This is a genomic window from Spirochaeta isovalerica, assembly GCF_014207565.1.
GTDB lineage: Bacteria > Spirochaetota > Spirochaetia > DSM-2461 > DSM-2461 > Spirochaeta_F > Spirochaeta_F isovalerica.
The window spans coordinates 1-22,860 of record NZ_JACHGJ010000008.1; the positions used below are offsets into that span (position 1 = coordinate 1).

The window sequence follows — 22,860 nt, forward strand, 5'->3', positions numbered from 1 at the left end:
GGCTCAAACCTGGCGGGGATCAAACAGAATAAAGCCAAAAGGCTTCTCGGTTATTCATCAGTCGGTCAGATCGGTCTGCTTATGATCATTCTGGGTCTGGGGGATATGCTGGGAGACAAGCGGGATTTTATCGCTCTGGGGATTCTGGTTTCCCACTACCTGGCCAAGGCTGTTCTCTTCTGGATCGCCGGCATGTTCGACAGTGAAAAGCTGGAGAGCTGGGCTGTTCTGAGAAAGAAACCCCTTCTCTTCGTCATGTTCGGTTTTGCCTTGTTCGCATTGACCGGGCTTCCCCCCTTCCCCTCTTTCTTCGCGAAATGGGAGCTTATTATGAAGCTCGGAACGAACGGCATGTTCGTCTGGTCGGCCCTGATTCTCATTGCCTCCTTTTTTGAAGCGGTCTATCTGTTCCGCTGGTTCGGACTGGCCCTCAAAGAGGAAAATGAAGATATGGAGGTATTCAAAACACCTCTTTACAAATGGCTCCCTGCGGGAATCTTCTCGATTCTTCTCCTCGCGGCCGGTTACTACGCCAGCCTGAGCGTGGAAGCCATGAAAGGGCTGAACTATCTGCCCTTGCTGTTCATACTGGTTCTGGCGCTCATTGACTGGCTGCCGGTATGGATCAAGAATATCATCTCCCTTTCAGGAGTTATCTGGTATATCTATGATCTCTATCCCCGCATTCAGGGCGACACGCTCAGAATGATCTTCGCCGGCGTATTCCTCATCGGCGCTGTCCTCTCTCTCCTTTCCGGTTTCTACTACAAAGGGAAAAGAGCGGGGTTCTACCCCATGGCTCTCGCCATGTTTCTGGGACTGATAACTCTGGTCGAAGCCACCAATCTTTTCCACTTCTTCTGGGGATGGGAACTGATGACAATCGGATCCTACTTCCTCCTGATAAGAGGAAAGAAATCGGCGCCCCACGGCTACAGCTACATGCTTTTCTCTCTGGGTGGCGGATACGCCATCATGATGGCTTTCTCCATTGCCTTCGCCGCTTCGGGGACTCTCGGCCTTTCGGCCCTGACAAATATCGCTCTCTATCCGGCGCTGGCCTATTCGCTGCTCTTCCTCGGTTTCATGACCAAGACAGCCTCGCTGCCTATGCACATCTGGCTGCCGGGAGCCCACGGAGAGGCCGATACGGACGTTTCGGTAATGGCTTCCGCCATTCTGCTTAAGGCCGGTGTTTTCGGTATGGTCCTGACCCTTCTGGGAATGGGAGCCGATGCATCCTATGCCAAAGTGTTACTCAATATCCTCGTATGGATCGGAGCTTTTACAGCCCTGGTCGGCAATATTTCGTCCGCTCTCCAGGAAAACGCCAAGAGACTCCTCGCCTGGTCAAGTATCGGCCAGCTCGGCATGATCCTCTTCGGACTGGCAACGATGACCCATCTGGGATGGCTGATTTCTCTGGCTATGGTTGTAGCCCACTTCATGTACAAATCCATCCTCTTCTACACAATCGGCGGTGTCGGTTACCGCGTGGGAAGCAAGGATATGTATAAAATGGGCGGGTTGATAAAAAGAATGCCTCTGGCTTTCATAGCGGTCCTGATCTCCATTATCGCCCTTTCCGGCGTTCCGCCCCTGGTCGGATTCGCCGCCAAGTGGCTCTCCTACAACCTGCTTGTTACCGAGGGATTCGTCGTTCCCGGTACGCTGCTCATCATCGCCGGCCTCGTGGCCTTCCTCTATCTGTTCCGCCTGATCCATTCGGTCTTTCTGGGGCAGCTGAAGGACAACCTGAGAAGAGTGAAGGAAGTGAACTTCTGGTTCCTCCTTCCCACCTATATCATTATCGGAGTGGTCATGTACCTTTCGACATTGCCCAACGCTCTGCTCAAGCCGATCGGCGAATGGGTTGTAAAATACTTCCCCGACGGAGCCCTCCACTGGGAAGGGACAAGAGCGACAACGGCCGTCGGCTATTTCGATGGACTCTGGATCATGTACGTCATCGGAGGAATCTTCGCGACAGTTCTGGTTCTCAGCTTAATAATCACAAGCCGCAAGAAAATGCAGAAAGTGAAACAGTTCAATATTTTCTACTCGGGAGAACATCCCTCGCGACCCGAGCTGGTACACTTTGCCTATAATTTCTTCGCCCATTACAACAGGGCTGTCGGTTTTGCCGTGACTCCCGTTCTCCACCGGTTCTGGGATTACACAGCCAGATCGCTTCACGGCGTATCGGATTTTATCCGCAGAATCTACAACGGCAACGGGCAGAGCTACGCTTTCCACCTGATCGCCTATGTGGTGCTTGTATTTCTCTTTCAGGGGGTTATGTAAATGAATCCTATTATTACTAAAATTTTATACGCGCTACTAACTGTGTTTATAATATGGAACATAGGTATGGTGCTTAACGGTTTTACCCGGAAGGTATACGCCAGGGTAAACAAACGGTACGGGATCCGGATTTACCAGCCCTACATCGACCTTATCAAGAACTATTCTCTCGATACGCTGGTCTATCACGGGGTTATGTATTATCTGGGACCCATATTCCGCCTTACCAGCGGTGTGGGGATGGTTCTGTTCATCCCGCTGATCTACGGTTCGGAAATATTCAGCAACTTCTCCTTCGCCGGAGACGCCATTCTGATTCTCTACTTCATGTTCTTCGGAACTCTGGGAATGGCGCTCGGTTCAAATGAAACGGGACAGCCCTACTCGACCATCGGCGTCGCAAGAGGTCTGGCTCAGGTAACGGCTGCAGAGGTTCCCCTCGTTCTGGCTTTCCTTTCGGTTTTCATTCAGAACCAGAGTCTGTCCATTTCGGAAATCGTATCTGTACAGCAGGGCGGTTTCATGCACTGGACCATGTGGACCAACCCCATGGCGACGGCTACGGCCATGCTCGCCTACCTGGGATCGATGATGCGGTCTCCCTTTGACGTCGTTCTGGCGCCGCAGGAAATCCCCATAGGACCGCCGACGGAATATCACGGTTCATTTCTGGCGATTCTGTCGACAAACCGTCCGATCTTCGCCGTTGCCAAGACCATACTGTTCGTTAATATGTTCTTCGGCGGAGCCACCAACTGGGGGATGTTCATCCTCAAGGCAACGACCCTTTATATGTGGTCCGTTGTCACCGGAACCATTTATCCCCGGTTCAGAGTGGATCAGTCCATCCGCTTTTTCCTGAAGGTGCCTCTGATTATGGGGCTGCTTTCTATCCTGCTGCTGCAGTTTATGTAAGAGGAATCTATGGAAAAATTTAAAGATTTTAAAAAGAGGACGGTTATCGCACCTGATGGGGAGAAGATTGAAATCGATCCCATGAAGGATTACTACTGCGACGCCATCCCGACGCCCCGGAAGGATTATGATAAAATTCCGGGCATACTGGAAAACTTCAAAAACTGGGCGAGAAGCGAATCGCTCTGGATCCTGGCCTACGGTTCGGGATGCGGAGCCATCGAAATGCGCCCCCTTATGACGCCGAAGCACGACGCGTATCGTTACGGCATTCAGTGGAGACCGACTCCCAGACAGGCCAACCTGCTTATGATATCCGGGTACCTGTCGGTAAAAACGCTGCGGATCGTCGTAAGAGCCTACGAGCAGATGCCCTCTCCCAAATACGTTATGGGACTGGGAAGCTGCACCATCAACGGCGGTATGTACTGGGACAGCTACAACACCATCAACAGGCTGGATCATTTCATGCCCGTTGACACATATGTGACCGGCTGTATGCCCCGTCCCGAAGCGCTGATAGCCGGTTTCGATGAACTGAAAAAGATTATCCGCGCCGGCAAAGGCGTAGGTGCTGACAAATACGCGGAGAACTTCGCGTGGTATAAAGAAAATCAGAAAAAGATTCTCGGCGACGTCGGTCTGCCCGAGTACAGCTGGTAAGGAGGGAATGATGAAAGAGATTGTCAATCGACTGAAAGAAAAATTCCCCGTGACAGCTGAAATCTATCAGCGGGACGACCTGACCTTTGTCACTGTGGAAAAGAAATACGGCGTCGACGCCGTCGCATACCTGAAGGAATACGAAGGGTTCACCCATCTGGTTCTGCTCACCGCCGTTGACTGGCTGGAAGAGGGAGAGTTTCAGCTCACCTATCTTCTCAACAATCCGAAAGCGAAGCACGACATCGGCCTCAGGGTTAGAATCGACAGGGAAACTGCTGAGATGCAGACAGCCCATCACCTCTGGCCTGCCGTAACGACCTACGAGCAGGAACTGAATGAAATGTTCGGTATATCCTTTCCGGGAAGTCCCCGTCAGGGACACCGCTTCATTCTCGACGAAGCCTGGCAGGGACCGCCTCCTTACAGAAGGGACTTCGATACGAAGAAGTACTCCGAGGAGACCTACTTCCCGAGACCGGGACGTTCCAAGATCGATCCGGCGGAACACATGAAGAAAAAACTGTATCCGGAGGGAATGTGATGTTTACTTTCAATGAAGACAGATCGCTGTTTCCCGAACACGATGAAAAAGGGAAACCGATTGTAGATGTGGAAAGCGGGCAGTTCACCAAAATCTGGCAGGGCCCCATCCACCCCGGTATGACCGGAAATATGTCTCTCGAGCTGACCATTCAGGGCGATGAGATCATGGACTGCGTCACCCATGTGGGTTACCTCCACAGAGGATTTGAGAAGCTGATGGAAAGACGGCGCTTTATCCAGTGCTTTCCCATCTGTGTCCGCGTCGCCGTTCCGGAACCGGACTTCAACGAATACTGTCTGGCTTCGACAATCGAAGAGCTCGGCGGCATCGAAGTCCCCGAAGCGGCCGACTGGATGAGGACTCTCCTTCTGGAAATGTCCAGGCTCCAGTCCTATCTCGCCCAGATGGGCGGACAGGGGAGCTCATTCGGTCTGGGACTGATCGGCCAGTGGACCATCTGGGCGAGAGACCTTGTTCTCGACCGGTTCGAAGAGATCTCCGGCGGACGTATCTACCATATGCACATGCCTCCCGGAGGAGTCAGAAGCCTCCTTCCCTCAGGTTTTGTCGGCAGAATGAATGAAACGCTCGATGAAATAAGCGCCGTTATGGAGGAAGTGGAAAGAGTTCTCTTCCACAACTCGGTTTTCAAAAAGAGAGCCATCGGCCTCGGATACATCGATCCCAAATGGGTCGATGAATACGGTATAACAGGCCCCAATGCCAGGGCCGCCGGTGTGGCGAAGGACGTGAGAAAGGACAATCCCTACCTCATGTACGACAGGCTCGACTTCGACGTTCACCTGGAATACGACTCCGATGTTTTTGCCAGAACGAAAGTTCGTTACAAAGACATTCTGACAACCATCGATCTGATCCGCCAGATACTCCCTCAGGTTCCGACCAAAGGGGAATTCATGGCTGAAGTTCCCAACGTTCTCCACTGGAAGATTCCCTATGGGGAGACTTACAAAAGAGCCGAGTGTACCAGAGGCGAGTACGGTTACTACACCGTAACCGACGGAAGCGGATACCCGAGACGGATCAACGTCCGCGGTCCCTCCTACACCCATGCGGTAACGCTGATGGAGAAAATGGCAATCAATCTTAATATCGCGGATACGGCGGGCGTCATGTCGTCGCTCCACACCTATCCGCCTGAAGTAGAGAGGTAGGCATGAGTTTAAAAGATGTTTTAATGCCCTTTACCGCCTGGGGTAACCTGTTCAAAACACCGGTTACCATCAAGGACTCGCGAAATGTGGAAGCGGCTCCGCGGTACAGAGGTTTCCATATGAACGATGCCGATAAATGTATCGGCTGCGGAACCTGCGAGGAGATCTGCCAGAATGCCGCCATAGACCTGGTTGAAGTAGCCGGTTATGAAGCGAAAGACGGCGATTCGGGTCTCCGCCCCATGATCGATTACGGGCGCTGCTGCTGGTGCGCTCTCTGCGTCGATGTCTGTACGACTCAGTCGCTCAGGCTGACTAACGAGTACAAATGGATTTCTTCCGATCCCGAAGACTTCCGCTTTGTCCCCGGTGTGGATGAAAAGCACTGGAACAACAGAACAGAAGGCTACACGAAAATGGAAGGTTACGACCTGTACAGCACTAATAGAGTGGAAATGGGCGAGCTCCATGCGGAAGAAAGAGACAAATCCTTTGTGGAAATGATCAAGGGTTATTCTCTCGAACAGGCTCAGAAGGAAGCGGACCGCTGCGTGGCCTGCGGAATCTGTACAGCCACATGTCCCGCTCATATGGGTATTCCCGCATATATCGAGGCGGTGAGAAATGACGACATGGAAGAGGGCTTGCGGATTCTATACGAAACCAACCCGCTGCCTGAAATCTGCGGACGAATCTGTACACATAAGTGCGAGACGGTCTGTTCGGTGGGTCACAAGGGCGATGCCCTGTCTATCCGCTGGCTGAAACGGTATATCGCCGATCAGGTTCCTGCCGAACGGTACAAGGAGATCCTGGGAACCGATCAAATCGTGAAAAACGGTAAAAAGGTCGCTATCGTCGGCGCCGGTCCCGCCGGTCTTTCGGCAGCCCACTACCTGGCTCTGATGGGCTATGAAGTGAAAATCTTCGAAGTTCAGGAGGCGCCGGGAGGGATGACCCGATACGGGATCCCCGAATACAGGCTCCCCTACGAAATGATCGACAAAGATGTGGATTACATCAAATCGCTCGGAGTGGAATTTCAGTTCGGCACCAGAGTCGGCGTCGATGTACCCCTGGAAACTCTTGAAAAAGAGTTCGATGCGGTATTTGCCGGAACCGGTCTCCACCTGGGAAGAAGCACGAGAGTGCCCGGTTCGGACCACAAACGGGTCTACCAGGCCATCGATCTGCTCAGAGATGTTTCCTATGGCAAAGAGATCGATCTGGCTGAAAAAATTGTCGTTGTCGGTGGTGGAAACGTGGCTATGGACATCACCAGAACTATTGCCAGACTCCAGAATAAGAAGTTCGGTAAAGTGGATGTGACAGCGACCTGTCTGGAAGCGGAAGGCTCCATGCCTGCCGATGATGAGGAAGTCATCGAGGCGCGTGAAGAAAAGGCAACTATCGATCCCGGCTGGGGTCCTCAGGAGATCATTGTCGAAAACGGCGAGATCAAGGGACTGAAAGTGGCCAAATGTCTGAGAATCTTCGATGACGAAGGCCGGTTCAACCCTTCTATGGACATGGAGAACCAGAAAGTTTTCGAAGCGGAAATGATCGTCGAGTCAATCGGTCAGGGAATGGATATCAGTTATACTGATAACATTAAGGAAAAATTGACATTCGGTCCGAGAGGACGGATTCAGGTGAGCCCGGACTTCCAGTCCGATATCCCCTGGCTCTTCGTCGGCGGAGATATAATCGAAGGTCCCGACGTTATTCACGGGATAGCCAACGGCCATAAAGCGGCCAAAGGCATCGATAAGTTTCTGAAAGATAAATGATGATTGGGGCGGTCTTCGGACCGCCTTTTTTATCAGATCAGGAATGGCTTTCCCAGCTGATTAAATTGTCAAGGACTCTCTGCAAATAAGTCTCGAATGACTCGACTTCCTCATTAGAAAACCCATCGTACCAGATTCCAGTCATATCTTCTGACACTCTGGTAAAAAGTTTCTGAAAATCTCTATCCTTTCCAGTACGTTGAATGCGGATCTTCCTACGGTCAGAGGGATCGGAAACACGCCTGATAAATCCCGTAGTTTCAAGTTTGTCCAGCATGGCGGTTAATGTCGACTTGGTCAGCATGCTCTTTTTTGCCAGATCGGTAATTGGAATATCATCTTGCTCCCAGAGAACAAAAAGGATCCGTCCCTGAGCTCCATTTAGCTCGTCAAATCGGGAATCCTTTAGTAGGCGGTTGAAAATTCTACCGCTTAACTGATGCACTTTGGAAAGAAGGATTCCCCCTTTTCTCAGTTTTTTCATATATTCTCATAATGGAACTGATGTTCACCAGTCCAACCATCAATTTTTATCGGAACAAGTTTTATTAATTTATATTCGGGATCGTCGATACCTTTCCAGAAATAATCGAATTTATCAGCCCAGAACTTTTTCCTGCTCTCTTTGTCATCGAGTATTACAACGTCACAGAGCATTGAAACACCGAACCACTCGGGAGATTTGTGAAAATAAACTGAAGCTTTATCATTTTTCTCCAGATCCCGGTATTTTCCCGAAGACTTAAAAGTGGACATATAAAGATCAAAGCAGTTCTCCATTCCGGCAAATTTATCGACCAGCTCGGGATAGTTGACGGGATATCTAAGATTTTCTACCGCTCTAATTCCAGGATTACCATTCGCATCAACGGTCGCCAAATAGAAAACGAAACATTCTTTATAGAGTTCTTTTATTTTTTCTAAAATTTCCTTTTTTTCCATATTATCCTCCTGATTTTAGTACTATATAGTATAATACGACATAATATATTAAAATTCGATAATTTTTTATAATTCAAATAAAAGATTTGTGTCCCGCAATTCATCGTAGTAATCTTTAACAAAGGAGTGAATATGGCAGGACTAGCGCATATAGGAGTTGGATTCGCACTGACCCTGGCAGCCCCGGAAGCGCCGGCTGCAGCTATCGTAATAAGCGCGGAAGTACTTGATCTTCTATGCATCCCCGCTGCGTTTTTTAAAGACCGAGGATCTCTCATTTTCAAAGCGACTCACAGTCTCGCTGGTTCTCTCATCTGGACGGCAATAGCCATGGGAATCACTGCGGTCCTGAAGGCAGATCTGCGGACCGTACTTGTCATTGGAATAGCAGTCTTCAGCCATTGGATCCTCGATTTTATAACTCATCCCATGGGCGCCGTAATGGGTGAAAAGCCGAGAAAGCCACAGCCGCCCGATCTCCCCCTCACCTTCTCGGACAATTCGAAACTGGTCGGCCTGGGGTTATACAACAATTCTGTTGTCCTGTCCTATATCGTTGATCTTGGGGTGACTCTGATCGGAATCGGGCTTTTTGTTTACTATTTTTTTAACTGACTCCCTGGTTGACTGGTTCAAATCTTCCTAATCTCTCTCTACTTTGCCACTAATGGATCGGAAAGGGTCTCAGCGGGTTATTAAAGCTGATTCCGGATCGCCCTTCTTAACTCCGATAAGCAGGAGCCAGCAAGCGAGAGATACTTCAGCGATAAAACTGATTAAAAAGCTGGGATATGAGATCAGATTACAGAACGGGAAAACGAGCTCCTGACTGAGATATAGAAGAAGCCCGACAGCATCGGCAAATAAAAAAACGCCAAATATCCGGGGAATGAAATCTGATTTATAGATCAGGTATCCCAGAGGCAGGAGCCAGAGACTATAGGGGATCTGCGCAATTGCAGCGCCGGTTTTTCTCGAATTGATGAACACCATCGCCTGAGCCTTTAATTCCTCCGGAGTGAATACCTCCGAATAGGCTCCCGATAACAAATCGGCAGCTGAGAAGAGATGGGAAAGACTGATACACCAGATGACAAATCCAGCCAGATTCAGAAGAAACAACAAGAGAGCTGCTTCTCTATTGATCTTACTCAATAAAACATTCAAAGCCCATGCGGCAATGAGAAAAAGAACACCGGAAAACAGTGCGACAAGGATCCCCGCCCTGAATGCTGTCCCGTGCCCGATAAGATATTCCACGGTTTCCCCGGCTTCTTCAAAGACAAAATGTCCCATGGCTTCGGAAATAATTGAAGCTGAAATATAGAGCAGATAAAACAATCCGGCGATCCGTGCGGTTTTTTTGCCGGATGAAACAGTATCCATTTCTCTCCTCCTTATGTTACACTATAGAGTGTAACTAACCATTAATTACACCCGAAAGTGTAATTAATCAAGGATATTAATCTTGGAAATGAATAAAGAACGAAAAAAACGCGATACAAGCCGGAAGCACAAGCTAATTCTGGATAGCGCCATCGATCTATTCGGCCAAAAAGGTTATGAAGCTGTCAGCATGGACGAGATTGCCGAAACGGCCCATGTGTCAAAAAGAACCGTATACAACCATTTCCAGAGTAAGGAAAAGCTGTTTCAGGAAATTGTCGAAATCTTTGTGGCTCAGAGCGATTTAAAAAAGCCCCTCGATTATTCTCCCTCCATACCAATCAGAGAGCAACTGGAATCATTTGTCCGGGCGGCCATGCATATGATTGACGATCCCCGGCGCAGAAGCCTGTCAAAACTGCTGACTTCTGTTTTTATTATGGATCCCCTCTTCTGCAGACAAACCTACAGCGCGTACTCACCTCATAAGGCTTTGATTAACTGGCTGAAAGATGCCGGCGCAGATGGCAGAATCCGATGCGCATCTCCTGAGCTTGCGGCAAAAGTGTTCTACGGCCTTGTTGAGGGATGCATCACATGGAATGCCCTCATGTCAGAGGGCATCAGCCTGGCGGATATCGATCCAGTCATAGATGAATTGATAGAAGTGTTTTTATCCCGCTATGGAGCAGATTCTCTGAAATAATCAGGGGCATTTGAAAAACTGATTCAAATCCCTGACCGGTTCCCGGGTTTCGTAAAATTTTGTAACTTTCTCATAAAAAAACAAACCTTTTTCCCCCTTCACTTCATAAGGGAATGATAATGTGAAAATTTCAAACAAAAGTCGATAAATTTCCTCATGTACTTCTCAATCCGGTGAATCTAATATGGTGAAAAGGCAATGCAGCGTTGCAAATTCAAAAAAAAATTGTTTCAAAAAGTGAATAAACAGCGGGTTCATTACCCGTACGCGGCTGAAACAATCATTTGATTTCATTTACGTTATTTTTGTTCCCAAAGGAGGGTTACATGAAGAAAATCTTATGTGTACTGGCAGTTTTAATCGCAATCGGCCCCTTTGTTCTTTCAGCTTCCGGCACCCAGGAATCCGGTCTGATCAAAGTGGGTATTGTAAACCTGCCCCCCGAAGAATCAGGTTACAGACAGGCCAATGTCGAAGCAATGAACACTGTTTTCTCGGAAGCGAACGGCTATGACGCGAAACAGACCAATACCGGTGATAACAGCGAACAGATCGCAGCGGCAAAAGGCTACATCAGAGATGGAGTTGATTACCTCCTGATATCAGCAGCGAATTCATCCGGTTGGGACGATACGTTAAAGTCTGCAAAAGATGCAGGCATCAAAGTCATTCTCTTTGACCGTGCCATAGATACGGCTGCTTCCAACTACCAGGCAGCTCTTCTCTCTGATATGGCTTATGAAGGCAATACAGCAGTTGAATGGGTTCTGGGACTGGATCTGGACGAAATTAATCTGATTCTCATTCGCGGCCAGATGGGCTCTGCAGCAGAAATCGGCCGAAGCGCCGCTGTTCTCAAAGCTGAAAAAGAGGGAAAACTCAATATAGTAGCCGACGGAACAGGCGGTGACAGCTGGAGTCTTGAAGAAGCCAGGAAAGTTGTGGAAGCCGCCATTGCGGCCGGAAAAGATTTCAACGTCATCTACGCGGAAAACGACGGTATGGCCCAGGGCGCTGTTCAGGCTCTCGAAGCAGCCGGAATCAGCCACGGAAAAAACGGCAAGGTCAAGATAATCGGTTTCGACTTTAACCGCTTTGCTCTCCGGAACGTACAGGCCGGATACTGGGACGCGGACATGCAGTGCAATCCCCGTCAGGCTGCCGAGATTTCAAGATGGATACAGAGCGGAAACCTTCCCAGCGGAATCGTTTATCAGGAAGAACTGCTCTTTACAACTGACACCATTACCGATGCTGACATCGAGAATTGGGGAATCAATGCCGATCCCGGAAAAGGTGTTGTAACCAGATAATCAGGAATCAGTAAATAATCAATATTATTTTTAATCGGTCCGGTACGGTTTCGGAGAAGTTCGGAAACCGCTCGGGCCGATTTATTCGGAATCACATTAGGAGATCGTTGATTGATGTCAGAAATCATACTCGAAATGAAAGCTGTCAGCAAAACCTTTCCAGGTGTAAAAGCTCTCGACAACGTAGACTTCATGCTTCGGAAAGGCGAGATTCATGCCCTTATGGGCGAAAACGGCGCGGGAAAGTCCACACTGGTAAAAGTCATTACCGGGGTATACGAAAAGGATTCGGGCTTCATAGATCTGGACGGACGCTCCATCCACTTCAGGTCTCCTCAGGAAGCGCAGAACTCCGGGATAGGCACGGTCTATCAGGAAATCACTCTTTGCCCCAACCTGACCGTGGCAGAGAATCTGTTTACGGGGCGGGGCCGCAGCCCCTTTATTCAATGGAAAAAAATGAACGATAAAGCCGCGCGGCTGCTCGACTCGCTGGGAATTCCGGCCAGTCCCGTTCAGGAACTGACCAGCTGCTCCCTTGCAGTTCAGCAGATGATAGCCATTGCGCGAGCCGTCGATATGGATTGCAAGATCCTCATTCTTGATGAGCCGACTTCGTCACTTGACGAAGATGAGGTAAAAAAACTCTTCCATCTTATGGGCGAACTGAAAGCCCGGGGCGTGGGGATCATCTTTATAACCCATTTTCTCGAGCAGGTTTACGAAATCAGCGACAGAATTACGGTTCTCCGCAATGGCAAGCAGATCGGTGAATATGAAACATCGTCTCTCCCCCAGATCGAACTTATCTCTAAGATGATGGGTAAGGATCTGGATGATGTCACAAAGATAAAAAATCAGGATACGGTGAAAAAGGATGAAAGCGAACCGGTATTTGAAAGCACGGCCCTTTCAAGCGACGCCGGTGTCAGACCCTTCGATTTCACTATCCGCAAAGGCGAAGTGAACGGGTTCGCCGGACTTCTCGGCTCGGGACGGAGCGAAAGTGCCCGCGCGATCTTTGCCGCGGACAAGGTTACGGGCGGAAAAGTGAGAATGAACGGCAGAGCCGTGAAAATCAGAACGCCTCTGGATGCTATGAGAAAGGGAATCGGTTACCTGCCGGAGGATCGTAAAGGAGACGGCATCATCGCCGATCTCTCAGTTCGGGACAACATTATTCTGGCTCTTCAGGTTCTGAAAGGCTTCTTCAAACCTTTTACGCGGGGACAGGCCGAAGAGTTTGCCAATGAGTTTATAAAAAAACTGAATATAAAGACCCCGACTGCCGACACGCCGATCAGATCTCTTTCGGGCGGCAACCAGCAGAAAGTCATTCTGGCCCGTTGGCTCCTTACCCATCCCGAATACCTGATTCTCGATGAACCGACGAGGGGAATCGATATCGGAACCAAGGTGGAAATTCAGAAGCTGGTACTCCAGCTGGCCGGAGAAGGAATGAGTTTGACTTTCATCTCTTCGGAAATCGAAGAAATGCTCCGAACCTGCTCCAGAATGATAATTATGAAAGACCGGGAAATAGTCGGAGAACTCAGCGGAGCGGATCTGACGGAAAACGATGTCATGAATGTCATAGCTCAGGGAGGTAAATGAAAATGCTCAAAATGAAATCGAACCTGTCTCATCTTTTCCTCCCCCTTTCGGTTATGGTATTGCTTATTATCATTAATCTGATAAAAGGGGCCGACTACTTCACCATAACCGTCGTCAATGGCGCCTTATACGGAAATATCCCGAATATCCTCTTTGGAGCTTCGGAACTTGTTATCCTGTCCATTGGCATGACACTGATCACAGCGGCCTCTCAGGGCCAGGACATAAGCATAGGCGTCAGCGCCACTATCACGTCTGCCGTTTTCGTATGGTTCGTTCTCCAGGCCGGAGAAGTCACGGTTCTGACCATTCTGGGAGGTTTTCTCCTGAGCTGCGCCGCAGGCCTGGCAACAGGGGCGTTCAACGGAACTCTGGTCTCCATATTCAAAGTTCAGCCCATGGTCGCCTCACTCATCCTCTTTACGGGAGGCCGATCAATCGCTTTTATGATCGACGGGAAATTGTCCCCCATTCTGGCCAACGAAATATCGAATCAGATCGGGACCGTCATTCCCGGCGTGCCTATACAGACGCCGATTATCCTGACGGCGGTTTTCATCATCATAGTAGCCCTGGTCCTTAAGACAACCAACCTCAGGCTCTATGTGGAATCGGTGGGAATAAACCGGAGCGCGGCGCGTCTGAACGGAATCAATCCCAAAAAGATTATTTTCCTGACCTTTCTGATCATGGGAGTGTGCACGGCCGTCGCCGGTTTCATCGCCGTCAACAAAGCGGGTCGCCATGACAGCGTGAATCTGCTCAAGCTGATCATGATGGATGCCATACTCGCTGTAGCCATAGGCGGGAACTCTCTCATCGGAGGAAAGTTCAGCATCACCGGTTCCATAATCGGAGCCTACACCATTGAGATGCTGAACCGGACCCTTCTGAGGCTGGAAATCGAGCCGGCTATGATTAAGGTATTCAAAGCCGTTTTCATTATCATTCTCATGGTAATCGCTTCTCCGGTTGTCAGGGCCTTTGCAAAGAAAACCCTTGAAAAAGTGCGAAGCGGGGCTTTCATTGGAAACATTTTTAAAATTTCCGGCGCGGTAAAACCGGCCGCAGAGAAGGAGGATTAGGATGGCATCACTGAAGGCAATCAAAGCGAAAACAAGACTATCGAATTCCAATCTTCTGTTTCTCATAGCGGCTGTCATATTCGTGCTCATGTATATCTTTGCCATAATCACTTTTCCCCGAAGCTTTATGCAGTTTCAGACTTTTTTTGACCTCTTTAACCTGAACGCACCGCTCATTATCATGACTCTCGGATTGAGCATCGTCATGATAGGAGGGGGCATCGATATCTCCATAGGCGCCGTTTGCGGTCTGGTAACCATGGCCTGCGCCGTTCTTCTGGAATCGCAAGCGGGGAGCATCGGAGGGGCTGTCTTTCTCGCCCTCGCCATTGGTATCGCATTCGGCCTCCTCCAGGGATACCTTATTGCCTACCTTGAGATACAGCCCTTTATTATAACTCTCTCGGGATTGTTTCTGGCTCAGGGCTTGCTGACAACTCTGCACAAGGATCCGATCAATGTAACAAGACCCGATTTTGTTGCACTGAGAGATTTTGATATGGTGATTTCCTGGCTCGGCACGAGAAACAGACTGGGCGTTTTCATACCCTCGGAGATAAAACCCGGCGTCATAGTCGTCGTGGTACTCCTCCTGCTGCTGGCCGCACTTATGAAATGGTCCCGCTTCGGACGCAACGTCTACGCTGTGGGAGGAAACAGCCACAGCGCCATGATGCTCGGCATCAATGTGAAGAAGACCATATTCTTCACCTATGTGATCTGCGGATTGACCGCAGGAATCGCGGGGTTCGTGTACATCATGACGACAGGAGCGGGCAATGTGGGGAATGCCTCGGGAGCGGAGATGAAGGCCATTGCTTCGGCTATAATCGGCGGTACTCTGCTTAACGGCGGGGTCGGAAACCTGCTCGGCGCTCCTATTGGAACGCTGACCCTTCTGATCATTAACGAGCTGATCCGGGCAGCCGGTGTCCAATCGAACTACCAGGCGATTATAAGCGGCCTGCTGCTCTATTTATTCATTGTATTGCAGAGCGTCGTTATGTCGCTCCGCGACAGGAAAAATATCACAATGGTTCTGCCCTCATGGTTGAAGTCCGGGTTTCATCCCCGGGTCAGGCAAAGGGAATAAACCCTTGAATCCATCCCGGCACTTTCGCATTGCCGACTCTGTCCGGGATGGTTTCTGCCTGTTCTTAAAAGTCTCTCATTCAGGTAAAGTCTGAAATTGAGGAACCCTTTCGAGATTCTCATCCCAGTTGGCTTTTTCCTCCAGATATATATGTCCCGTTGGTTTGATATCTACATCGGAATCCAGACTTCCGGCAGGAACGACCACAAGCTTGTTTTCCATTTGAAGATTCGGAAGTGCGGAGCCGCAGTTCGGACAGAAACTTTTTATGTGGCCGGAATTTTCATAATCGAATGTCTTTACTTCCTTTTCACCTTTCAACCATTTCAGCTCTGCCCGGGAGGAAAAGAGGTTCGCCCCATGAGCTGAACCGGTATCTTTACGACAGGACTTACAATGACAGAAGAAAAAGCTTTCAAAAGTCCCATGAATTTCAAATTTAATGTTTCCGCAGAGGCATGATCCTGAATACTTCATATACAAATCCTTATTTTTCATCATCCAGAACAGATCCTGTCATTCTTCAATTGAACTGCTATATTACAGAAACGGTTATTATGTACCACGATCTCTATCATAAACTGTAATAAAATATATGATAATATTTCCATAAGAAGAATTAAAATATAACTCTCCCATATTGAGTTGATTTATACTTTTAAATCGGGGCGGCACAGTGTTATAATCATCGGGAAATCAATAAACCAAAAAGGGGAACCAATTATGCCCATATTGAAAAATAAAGATATGAAAAAGATCGAATTGAATATGGAAGGAATCAAAAACGCGGTGAAACAGACGGCCATATCTCCCGCCCAGGGATGGGACGGTCATGTCATGAGAATATTTACTTTGGGAAAAGAAGGATATACGCCTAAGCACGAGCACTCCTGGCCTCATATTAACTATATCATCAAAGGAGAGGGAACACTCTTTATCGATGGTGAAGAAAGACCTGTTGAAGCAGGAGACACGGCTTTTGTGCCCGGCGGAGAGATGCACCAGTTCCGCAATACCGGTAATGAAGATTTCTCCTTTATCTGCATCGTTCCCGAAGAAGGCGATAAGTAAAACCGGGCGGGATGACGCCTTCCCTTCCGGAAGGCGTATCCGGTCGTTTTCACTCTTTTTCCCGAAAGTGATTTTCAGTACTCAGCTTTGTGCATATGCATGAACATTGACAGAGAGCTGACATCCTGTTATCTATAAAACATGAAAAAAATAATTTTCTCCTTTCTCTTCTTTCTTTCTTCTTTTATAACACTCCATGCCCATCCGCATATGGCGATCTATTACAGCTGCGATTTTCATTTTGAAGAGGGCGAGCTGAATGGAGCCTGGATAAACTTTGCATTCGACAGGTTTTTTTCTGTAGATATCACCAGCACCTATGATATGGACAGTGACGGCAATTTCAATAAGGAAGAAGCAAAAGAAATCTACAATCATGCCTTTATAAATCTGGAAAATTATGGTTTTTTTATCAGTATCCGCGATGATGACGGCAGAACATCGCCGGACAAAGTTTCAGATTTTCATCCCTACCTTGATGATGAAGAGATGCTCAACTACCGTTTCTATATAACATTGAAAGAAAACACCAAGCGGGAATTCTACCTGTCCGTTTACGATCCCACTTTCTTCTGCGCCACATACATGGTTGAGGAAGCGCCGGTTTCGGTTAATTCAGATTTACCGGTTCAGAGTTCCTATACCATAGAGGAAAACACCAATTATCCGGTTTACTACGATCCACTGGCTCCCGCATCGGACACGAGATCCTATGATGAATGGCGTCCCGGACTGAACACCTACTTTCCAGAGGAAATCCACTTTGTGTATTAATTCATTTCACAGATTTTTTCTCCTTCTTTTTCTCCTGGCACTTCCTGTTTTTTCCCTGACCGCCAATCCCTTTCTGGGCAGTTCGGAAAAAGAACAACCTGCCGTCCGGCCACCTTCTTCAGGAGGTTTCATGGTAGAGACTCAACTGAAATTCAGAGAAATTCTCGCTGATAGATTGGAAGGTCTTGAGGAGGGGTCCAATCCGGCACTTTTCTTCTCTCTGCTGGGTGCAGCTTTTCTCTACGGGATTCTTCACGCTGCAGGGCCGGGACACCGCAAAACAATAATTTTTTCCCTGCTGCTCTCCCGAAAAACCAAATGGTACGAACCGCTCGCCGCTTCATTCCTGTCGGTGGGCATCCACGGCGGAACGGCTGTCCTCCTGATACTTTTTTTCCAGTTGATATTCCGAAGCATCCGGTCAACAGAAGTTCAGAATGTCAGTTCATGGCTGGAAGGGATCAGCTACACACTGCTAATGATTCTGGCTCTGTGGTTTCTCTTACGGCGCCACAAGCATCATCATGACAGAGAGGCAAACAGCAATATCTACGGGACTCTTGCCGCTTCCAGTTTCTTTCCCTGTCCCGGCGTCATCATGATAATGACCTTTTCCACAGCTCTCGGCATCATGAAAACCGGGATTCTGGCAGTTATCAGTTTATCTGCGGGAATGGGCGTGACCATTTCCCTGGCGGCTTATCTGGCTTATTTCGGAAGGGAAAGCCTATTTTTACTCCTTAAGCAAAAAGAGCATATTGTGGAGAGGACAACTCTGCTACTGGAAAAAGGGAGCTATCTCTTCCTGTTTCTCTTCAGCCTCTGGATGGCATATCCTTTTTTCCGTACCATTATCCCCATATAAAACCTACTGTTCCAAAGGTAGAGAAAAGCAGAACTCCGCCCCCTGCCCCGGTTCCGATTCGACCCAGATCCGGCCTTTATGCATAAGAACTATTTTCCGGCAGATAGCCAGTCCCAGTCCTGTCGAGGTCTCTCCTCCTGTCGGTTTGGCGGAAAGTTTCTGAAATTCCAGAAATGCATGTTCTTTATCATACCGGCTCATTCCGGGTCCGTTATCCCAGACCCTGAACACGACACGCCCTTTTTTGTTTTTCAGATTGATGATGATCTCGCCTCCGGGCTGAGTGAATTTGACGGCATTGCTGATCAGGTTATCGATAACCTGGGATATCCTGTCCCTGTCAAAACTGACAGCGGGGAGCTCTTCAGATTTCATTTTCAGAGAGATCCCTTTTTTCTCAGCCGATACGAAGAAGATCGATTCCAACCTCTCTTCAACCAGTTCTGAGAGAGAGTTTTCCCGGAGAACCAGTTTCCCCTGCCCTTTTTCAAGACTGGTTATATTCAGAAGGTCATTGAGAAATGACATCATCTTACCTGAAGCCCGGGAGATGACCGTCAGAGCTTTTGAAATATGATCGGTCAAATCATCGCGCGATTTTTCAAGAAGCCTGTTACAGATCATCTCAATATTTGCGAGAGGAACTCTTATATCGTGAGCCACCATACCGATAAGATTATTTTTCTGCTCATTGAGGTTATTCACTTTTGTAAAAGCTTCCAGCAGTTCTGCCTGCGTAATAATCCTGCAATAGAACTCTTCCGGAGAATAGGGCTTGCTGATAAAATCATTGGCTCCGGATTTGAGGAAAGTGGCCGATGAGGCTTTTGTCGAAGGGTGAGAGAGACCGATTATGGAGAGACGCTCCTTGTTGTATTGTTCCCGGAGGATTTTTACCAGTTCATAGCCGTTCATATGAGGCATTTCGAAATCACAGATAACAATTCTGATATCGGGATTCGATTCGATCAACCCGAGAGCTTCCATTCCGTCTCCCGCTTCCATTACGGAAAACTTTGTCCGCTCCAGTATATACCGGCTGATCTTCCTCGCCGATGGAGAATCATCAACTATGAGAACTTTGATTTCCCTGTTGAGCTCCATTCTCCTCACCGCATAGAAAAGATCGTCATAACTCTGTTTGCGGTTTTTTGAGATAAACTCGAGTATATTTTTTTTCTGAAGCGTTTCCCTTAATTCGGCCGTATATTCACGGTCGGAAAATAAGATGACCGGTATTGCGCGGGAAGAAATGAGGCTGATTGTACTCTGCCAGTTTTCGTTTCCGGGATCCATATCAACTATGGCAGCAAAGTACTCACCTTTCATGATTTCCATGGCAGCTTCATTATAATTGATGCATAAAACAGCCTTAAAATCGCCTTGTTCCAATGTCTGCTGAATCTGTTGGGAAACTGATTTATTGTTTTCAATTATCAGAATGCGGTCCATTAATTAAATGATAAACATCTCTATAAAACATTTCAAATGAACAAATCGCTTTAAACACTTGACAATTCATATTGCAGCCAGTATATTGTGCATATGCACATTTGTAATAAAATACTATCGGAGGTAATGATATGAGAGGAAACAGAAAAGGTCCCGAAAACTTAGGACCGAAAACAGGAAGAGGACTGGGATTCTGCAACGGAAACGACAGACCCGGCTTTGAAAGCGATGAAGCTCCCATGGGTATGAGACGGGGCGGAGGATACGGCAGAGGAGCCGGATTCGGCCGCGGCAGAGGCCCGGGAAGAGGCATGAGACAGGGTTTCGGCAGAGGATATTATGAAACCGGCGGCTTCGACAGCACAGTACAGCAGAATATCCTTGATCGTCTGGAAAAGATTGAAAAACTACTGGACAAAGGAGACAGTGCAAAATCATGAAGGGAAATGGCAAAGGACCTGAAAACAAAGGTCCCGGAACAGGACGCAAAATGGGGTTCTGTTACGGATGGGGTAAACCGGGATATGAAAATGACAAAATTCCCGGAGCACCATCGCGCCTGGCCGGTCACTTTGATTACGGGAACAGAAAAAAAAATCCACAAGCCAAGTGAACTTATGAATTAACAGAACGGGCAAAATGCTCTAATATGAAAAACATGCTGTATTCACGGCATGTTTTTCATGAATGCAAGGGAGTATTTAATGCCCAGAAGATTTAAACATAGAAATTGCCGGCACCTTGACGGTGACAGAAATTTCAAACCATCAGGAATACCTTCCAGAGAACTGGAAAAAGTGGAAATGAAACTCGATGAATTCGAAGCGCTCCGACTCTGTGATTACGACGGGCTGAGCCAGATCGAAGCCGGGGAAGCCATGGGAGTCTCACGGGGAACAGTACAGAGGCTTCTCCTTTCGGGACGCAAAAAAATTGTCGATGTCCTGCTCCACTCCAAAGAACTGGTTGTTCACAATAAAGTGATAAATCACGAAGCGGACACCGGTCAGTCTTGACTTCCATCCTCCGGAAAGGTATATATTGTGCATATGCACTTTTAAAACAGGACCGGAGGAACACAATGAATATAGCCTTCTGCAGCACCGGCTGCGATTTGAACTCATCAGTCGATGAAAGGTTCGGCAGAACCACTAACTTTTTAATTTACAAAACAGAAACAGGTGAAACAACCTGTATTGAAAACAGGGCGAGAACGGCCAAAGGCGGAGCGGGAGCTCTTGCTGTACAGCAACTGGTCGACAATAACGTCTCGGTCATTATAGCTCCCGAAGTGGGCCCTCAGGCCATGGATGCCCTGAAAAAATTCAATATTACAGCCTATAACCAGCAAGGGGCATCTACAGTCAAAGAAGCTTTGGATTTATGGAAAGAAGAAAAGCTCTCTCTGATTGAAGAACCGGGCAACAAAGGACTCCACAAGGCGTAAAGAATGAAAATAACTATTCTGAGCGGAAAAGGAGGAACGGGAAAAACAACCGTTTCCAATAATCTTGCCGTCCTGGTCAAGGAATCATTTCTTATTGACTGCGATGTGGAAGAACCGAACAGCCATATCTTCATGGCTCCTGAAATTACAGAAGAGGAAGAAATCCGGACCGGGTATCCCGTTGTAGATGAAGACAAATGTATTCACTGCCGAAAGTGTGCCGATTTCTGTCATTACAACGCAATTATTGCCGGAGCCGCGGCGACTATGCCGCTCAAGGATCTTTGCCATGACTGCGGTGGGTGTCAGCTGGTCTGTCCTGCCGGCGCGATCTCTTATGAAAAGAAGGGAATCGGCACGATATTCTCGGGAACCAGTCGTTTCGGATCACGATTTTTGTACGGTCAGCTTTATACCGGAGAATTATCCGGGGTTAAAATCATTAACAGACTGAATGAAAAAATGAGCCACAGCGACCTTGTTCTTGTCGATTCGCCGCCGGGAACCTCCTGCTCCACCGTCGCAGCCCTGGAAGGAAGCGATTACGCGGTTATCGTTACAGAACCGACACCATTCGGCGTCAGCGATATGAAGATGGTTGTCGAGATGTTGAAGGAAATGAATATTCCCTTCTCTGTGGTGGTCAACAAAGCAGGTCTCGGCGATAACGAAGTCTATGAATACTGCAGTGAAGAGAATCTCACCATTACCGGGGAAATTCCCTTTGAACGAATTGTAGCGGAAGCCTACGCATCGGGAAAGCTCGCTGTGGAAATCAGCGAAGAACACAAAAGCCTATACAGAAATTTATGGCTGAATATTCAAAAAGAAGCGGAGAGAAGCCATGAAAGTTAAGGAAATTGTTGTCATATCCGGCAAGGGCGGCACAGGAAAGACAACCTTTACAGCATCACTCGCTCCCTTCCTGAAAGATGTCGTCATTGCCGACTGCGATGTTGATGCGCCGGATCTTCATATACTCCTGAATCCCCGAATCGAAGAGGAATCCATATTTTCCGGTTCCGCCAAAGCCCGGATCGATGAAGATCTCTGTACCCGTTGCAATCTCTGCGCAGAACACTGCCGGTTCGGAGCCATAGACAAGACACCCCGTATCAACCCCATGAAGTGCGAGGGCTGCGGAGTCTGCGAATACATCTGTCCCGCCGATGCGATTACCCTCAAAGACGTGACAACCGGAAAGGTTTACAAAGGGATAACCGAATACGGACCCATGGTTCATGCCCGGCTCGTCCCCGGTGAGGAAACTTCAGGCAAACTGGTTTCCCGGGTGAGAAATGAAGCAAAAAAAAGAGCAGAATCGGAAGAGAAGCCGTATGTGCTTATCGACGGATCTCCCGGAATCGGCTGCAATGTCATATCCTCTATAACGGGGGCATCGACTGTCGTCATCGTAACAGAACCCACTCTGTCGGGACTGCACGACCTGAAGAGGGTTCTTGAAGTTGCTGCACGATTCTCCGGCAAGGCATACGTTGTAATAAATAAATACGATCTCTCCCGGGAGATGTCTGAAAAAATAGAGATCGAAGCGGAAAAGAGCGGGGCTCCCGTCCTGATGAAATTGCCCTTCGATAAAAAAATCGTTCAGGCCGTTACGGGAAAAAAAATCCCCTCCCTGGCAGAGGAAGAACTTTTCCTATCAGCCGGTTGGAAGAATCTTCTGAAGACTTTGACAGCTGAATAGAGTTGACTCT

General features: G+C 48.3%; 26 protein-coding genes. 21 read left to right on the plus strand and 5 right to left on the minus strand.

Annotated features, from left to right (window positions below; all coding sequences use genetic code 11):
• From HNR50_RS17045 to HNR50_RS17070, 6 genes are all read left to right on the plus strand, one after another.
• Positions 1–2,304 (plus strand): proton-conducting transporter transmembrane domain-containing protein (locus HNR50_RS17045; RefSeq protein ID WP_184748006.1); only part of this gene is annotated, 2,304 nt, incomplete at its 5' end.
• Positions 2,305–3,219 (plus strand): respiratory chain complex I subunit 1 family protein, encoded by a 915-nt coding sequence (locus HNR50_RS17050; protein WP_184748007.1) that lies wholly within the window; start codon positions 2,305–2,307, stop codon positions 3,217–3,219.
• A 9-nt stretch (positions 3,220–3,228) separates the two neighbouring features.
• Entirely contained in the window at positions 3,229–3,882 is a 654-nt protein-coding gene (locus HNR50_RS17055) for an NADH-quinone oxidoreductase subunit B (RefSeq protein WP_221439923.1), read from the plus strand.
• Between the two features lie 7 nt (positions 3,883–3,889).
• Positions 3,890–4,426 (plus strand): NADH-quinone oxidoreductase subunit C, encoded by a 537-nt coding sequence (locus HNR50_RS17060; RefSeq protein WP_184748008.1) that lies wholly within the window; start codon positions 3,890–3,892, stop codon positions 4,424–4,426.
• The gene (locus HNR50_RS17065) at positions 4,426–5,604 is read left to right on the plus strand and encodes an NADH-quinone oxidoreductase subunit D (protein ID WP_184748009.1); all 1,179 of its coding nucleotides are present in this window, start codon (positions 4,426–4,428) and stop codon (positions 5,602–5,604) included. The genes HNR50_RS17060 and HNR50_RS17065 overlap by 1 nt, the downstream gene beginning before the upstream one ends.
• Positions 5,605–5,606: 2 nt before the next feature.
• Positions 5,607–7,394 (plus strand): FAD-dependent oxidoreductase, encoded by a 1,788-nt coding sequence (locus tag HNR50_RS17070; protein WP_184748010.1) that lies wholly within the window; start codon positions 5,607–5,609, stop codon positions 7,392–7,394.
• 37 nt (positions 7,395–7,431) lie between these two features.
• Here the strand turns inward: HNR50_RS17070 and HNR50_RS17075 are convergent, their stop codons facing one another.
• Both HNR50_RS17075 and HNR50_RS17080 read right to left on the minus strand, forming a co-directional pair.
• Positions 7,432–7,878 carry a MarR family winged helix-turn-helix transcriptional regulator gene (locus tag HNR50_RS17075; protein ID WP_184748011.1) on the minus strand — a complete coding sequence of 149 codons (447 nt, stop codon included), beginning with the start codon at positions 7,876–7,878 and terminating at the stop codon, positions 7,432–7,434.
• Positions 7,875–8,336, minus strand: a complete 462-nt coding sequence (locus tag HNR50_RS17080; protein ID WP_184748012.1) for a pyridoxamine 5'-phosphate oxidase family protein — start codon at positions 8,334–8,336, stop codon at positions 7,875–7,877. Before HNR50_RS17080 ends, HNR50_RS17075 begins: the two co-directional genes overlap by 4 nt.
• A 132-nt stretch (positions 8,337–8,468) precedes the next feature.
• Here HNR50_RS17080 and HNR50_RS17085 point away from each other — a divergent pair, with 132 nt between their 5' ends.
• Positions 8,469–8,951 carry a metal-dependent hydrolase gene (locus tag HNR50_RS17085; protein WP_184748013.1) on the plus strand — a complete coding sequence of 161 codons (483 nt, stop codon included), beginning with the start codon at positions 8,469–8,471 and terminating at the stop codon, positions 8,949–8,951.
• A 69-nt stretch (positions 8,952–9,020) separates the two neighbouring features.
• On the opposite strand, the gene HNR50_RS17090 is transcribed toward HNR50_RS17085, so the two are convergent.
• Positions 9,021–9,722, minus strand: a complete 702-nt coding sequence (locus HNR50_RS17090) for a DUF4386 domain-containing protein (RefSeq protein ID WP_184748014.1) — start codon at positions 9,720–9,722, stop codon at positions 9,021–9,023.
• Between the two features lie 88 nt (positions 9,723–9,810).
• On the opposite strand from HNR50_RS17090, the gene HNR50_RS17095 reads away from it, so the two are divergent.
• The 5 genes from HNR50_RS17095 to HNR50_RS17115 all read left to right on the plus strand — a co-directional run bounded on the left by HNR50_RS17095 (position 9,811) and on the right by HNR50_RS17115 (position 15,533).
• Positions 9,811–10,428, plus strand: coding sequence for a TetR/AcrR family transcriptional regulator (locus HNR50_RS17095; RefSeq protein ID WP_184748015.1), 618 nt, complete (start codon positions 9,811–9,813; stop codon positions 10,426–10,428).
• Between the two features lie 326 nt (positions 10,429–10,754).
• The gene (locus HNR50_RS17100; protein WP_184748016.1) at positions 10,755–11,741 is read left to right on the plus strand and encodes a substrate-binding domain-containing protein; all 987 of its coding nucleotides are present in this window, start codon (positions 10,755–10,757) and stop codon (positions 11,739–11,741) included.
• Positions 11,742–11,852: 111 nt separating this feature from the next.
• Positions 11,853–13,355, plus strand: coding sequence for a sugar ABC transporter ATP-binding protein (locus HNR50_RS17105; RefSeq protein ID WP_221439924.1), 1,503 nt, complete (start codon positions 11,853–11,855; stop codon positions 13,353–13,355).
• A complete protein-coding gene (locus HNR50_RS17110; protein WP_246434069.1) occupies positions 13,352–14,440 on the plus strand; it encodes an ABC transporter permease in 1,089 nt (362 codons plus the stop codon). The genes HNR50_RS17105 and HNR50_RS17110 overlap by 4 nt, the downstream gene beginning before the upstream one ends.
• 1 nt (position 14,441) lies before the next feature.
• The gene (locus HNR50_RS17115) at positions 14,442–15,533 is read left to right on the plus strand and encodes an ABC transporter permease (RefSeq protein ID WP_184748018.1); all 1,092 of its coding nucleotides are present in this window, start codon (positions 14,442–14,444) and stop codon (positions 15,531–15,533) included.
• A gap of 75 nt (positions 15,534–15,608) precedes the next feature.
• Here the strand turns inward: HNR50_RS17115 and HNR50_RS17120 are convergent, their stop codons facing one another.
• Positions 15,609–16,010 (minus strand): GFA family protein, encoded by a 402-nt coding sequence (locus HNR50_RS17120; protein ID WP_184748019.1) that lies wholly within the window; start codon positions 16,008–16,010, stop codon positions 15,609–15,611.
• 246 nt (positions 16,011–16,256) lie between these two features.
• Here HNR50_RS17120 and HNR50_RS17125 point away from each other — a divergent pair, with 246 nt between their 5' ends.
• The 3 genes from HNR50_RS17125 to HNR50_RS17135 all read left to right on the plus strand — a co-directional run bounded on the left by HNR50_RS17125 (position 16,257) and on the right by HNR50_RS17135 (position 18,243).
• The gene (locus HNR50_RS17125) at positions 16,257–16,604 is read left to right on the plus strand and encodes a cupin domain-containing protein (protein WP_184748020.1); all 348 of its coding nucleotides are present in this window, start codon (positions 16,257–16,259) and stop codon (positions 16,602–16,604) included.
• Between the two features lie 141 nt (positions 16,605–16,745).
• Complete coding sequence (locus HNR50_RS17130; protein WP_184748021.1) at positions 16,746–17,378, plus strand: DUF1007 family protein; 633 nt, start codon at positions 16,746–16,748, stop codon at positions 17,376–17,378.
• Between the two features lie 130 nt (positions 17,379–17,508).
• A complete protein-coding gene (locus HNR50_RS17135; RefSeq protein WP_184748022.1) occupies positions 17,509–18,243 on the plus strand; it encodes a nickel/cobalt transporter in 735 nt (244 codons plus the stop codon).
• 3 nt (positions 18,244–18,246) lie between these two features.
• On the opposite strand, the gene HNR50_RS17140 is transcribed toward HNR50_RS17135, so the two are convergent.
• The gene (locus HNR50_RS17140; protein WP_184748023.1) at positions 18,247–19,695 is read right to left on the minus strand and encodes a hybrid sensor histidine kinase/response regulator; all 1,449 of its coding nucleotides are present in this window, start codon (positions 19,693–19,695) and stop codon (positions 18,247–18,249) included.
• Positions 19,696–19,826: 131 nt separating this feature from the next.
• Between HNR50_RS17140 and HNR50_RS17145 the strand changes: the two genes are divergently transcribed.
• The 6 genes from HNR50_RS17145 (at position 19,827) to HNR50_RS17170 (ending at position 22,850) form a co-directional block, all read left to right on the plus strand.
• The gene (locus HNR50_RS17145; RefSeq protein ID WP_184748024.1) at positions 19,827–20,135 is read left to right on the plus strand and encodes a DUF5320 domain-containing protein; all 309 of its coding nucleotides are present in this window, start codon (positions 19,827–19,829) and stop codon (positions 20,133–20,135) included.
• The gene (locus HNR50_RS17150; protein WP_184748025.1) at positions 20,132–20,308 is read left to right on the plus strand and encodes a DUF5320 domain-containing protein; all 177 of its coding nucleotides are present in this window, start codon (positions 20,132–20,134) and stop codon (positions 20,306–20,308) included. The genes HNR50_RS17145 and HNR50_RS17150 overlap by 4 nt, the downstream gene beginning before the upstream one ends.
• A 91-nt stretch (positions 20,309–20,399) precedes the next feature.
• Positions 20,400–20,711, plus strand: a complete 312-nt coding sequence (locus HNR50_RS17155; protein ID WP_184748026.1) for a DUF134 domain-containing protein — start codon at positions 20,400–20,402, stop codon at positions 20,709–20,711.
• 65 nt (positions 20,712–20,776) lie between these two features.
• The gene (locus HNR50_RS17160; RefSeq protein WP_184748027.1) at positions 20,777–21,142 is read left to right on the plus strand and encodes a NifB/NifX family molybdenum-iron cluster-binding protein; all 366 of its coding nucleotides are present in this window, start codon (positions 20,777–20,779) and stop codon (positions 21,140–21,142) included.
• Positions 21,143–21,145: 3 nt separating this feature from the next.
• The gene (locus HNR50_RS17165; protein ID WP_184748028.1) at positions 21,146–21,997 is read left to right on the plus strand and encodes an ATP-binding protein; all 852 of its coding nucleotides are present in this window, start codon (positions 21,146–21,148) and stop codon (positions 21,995–21,997) included.
• Complete coding sequence (locus HNR50_RS17170) at positions 21,987–22,850, plus strand: ATP-binding protein (RefSeq protein ID WP_184748029.1); 864 nt, start codon at positions 21,987–21,989, stop codon at positions 22,848–22,850. Before HNR50_RS17165 ends, HNR50_RS17170 begins: the two co-directional genes overlap by 11 nt.
• Positions 22,851–22,860: the final 10 nt, after the last annotated feature.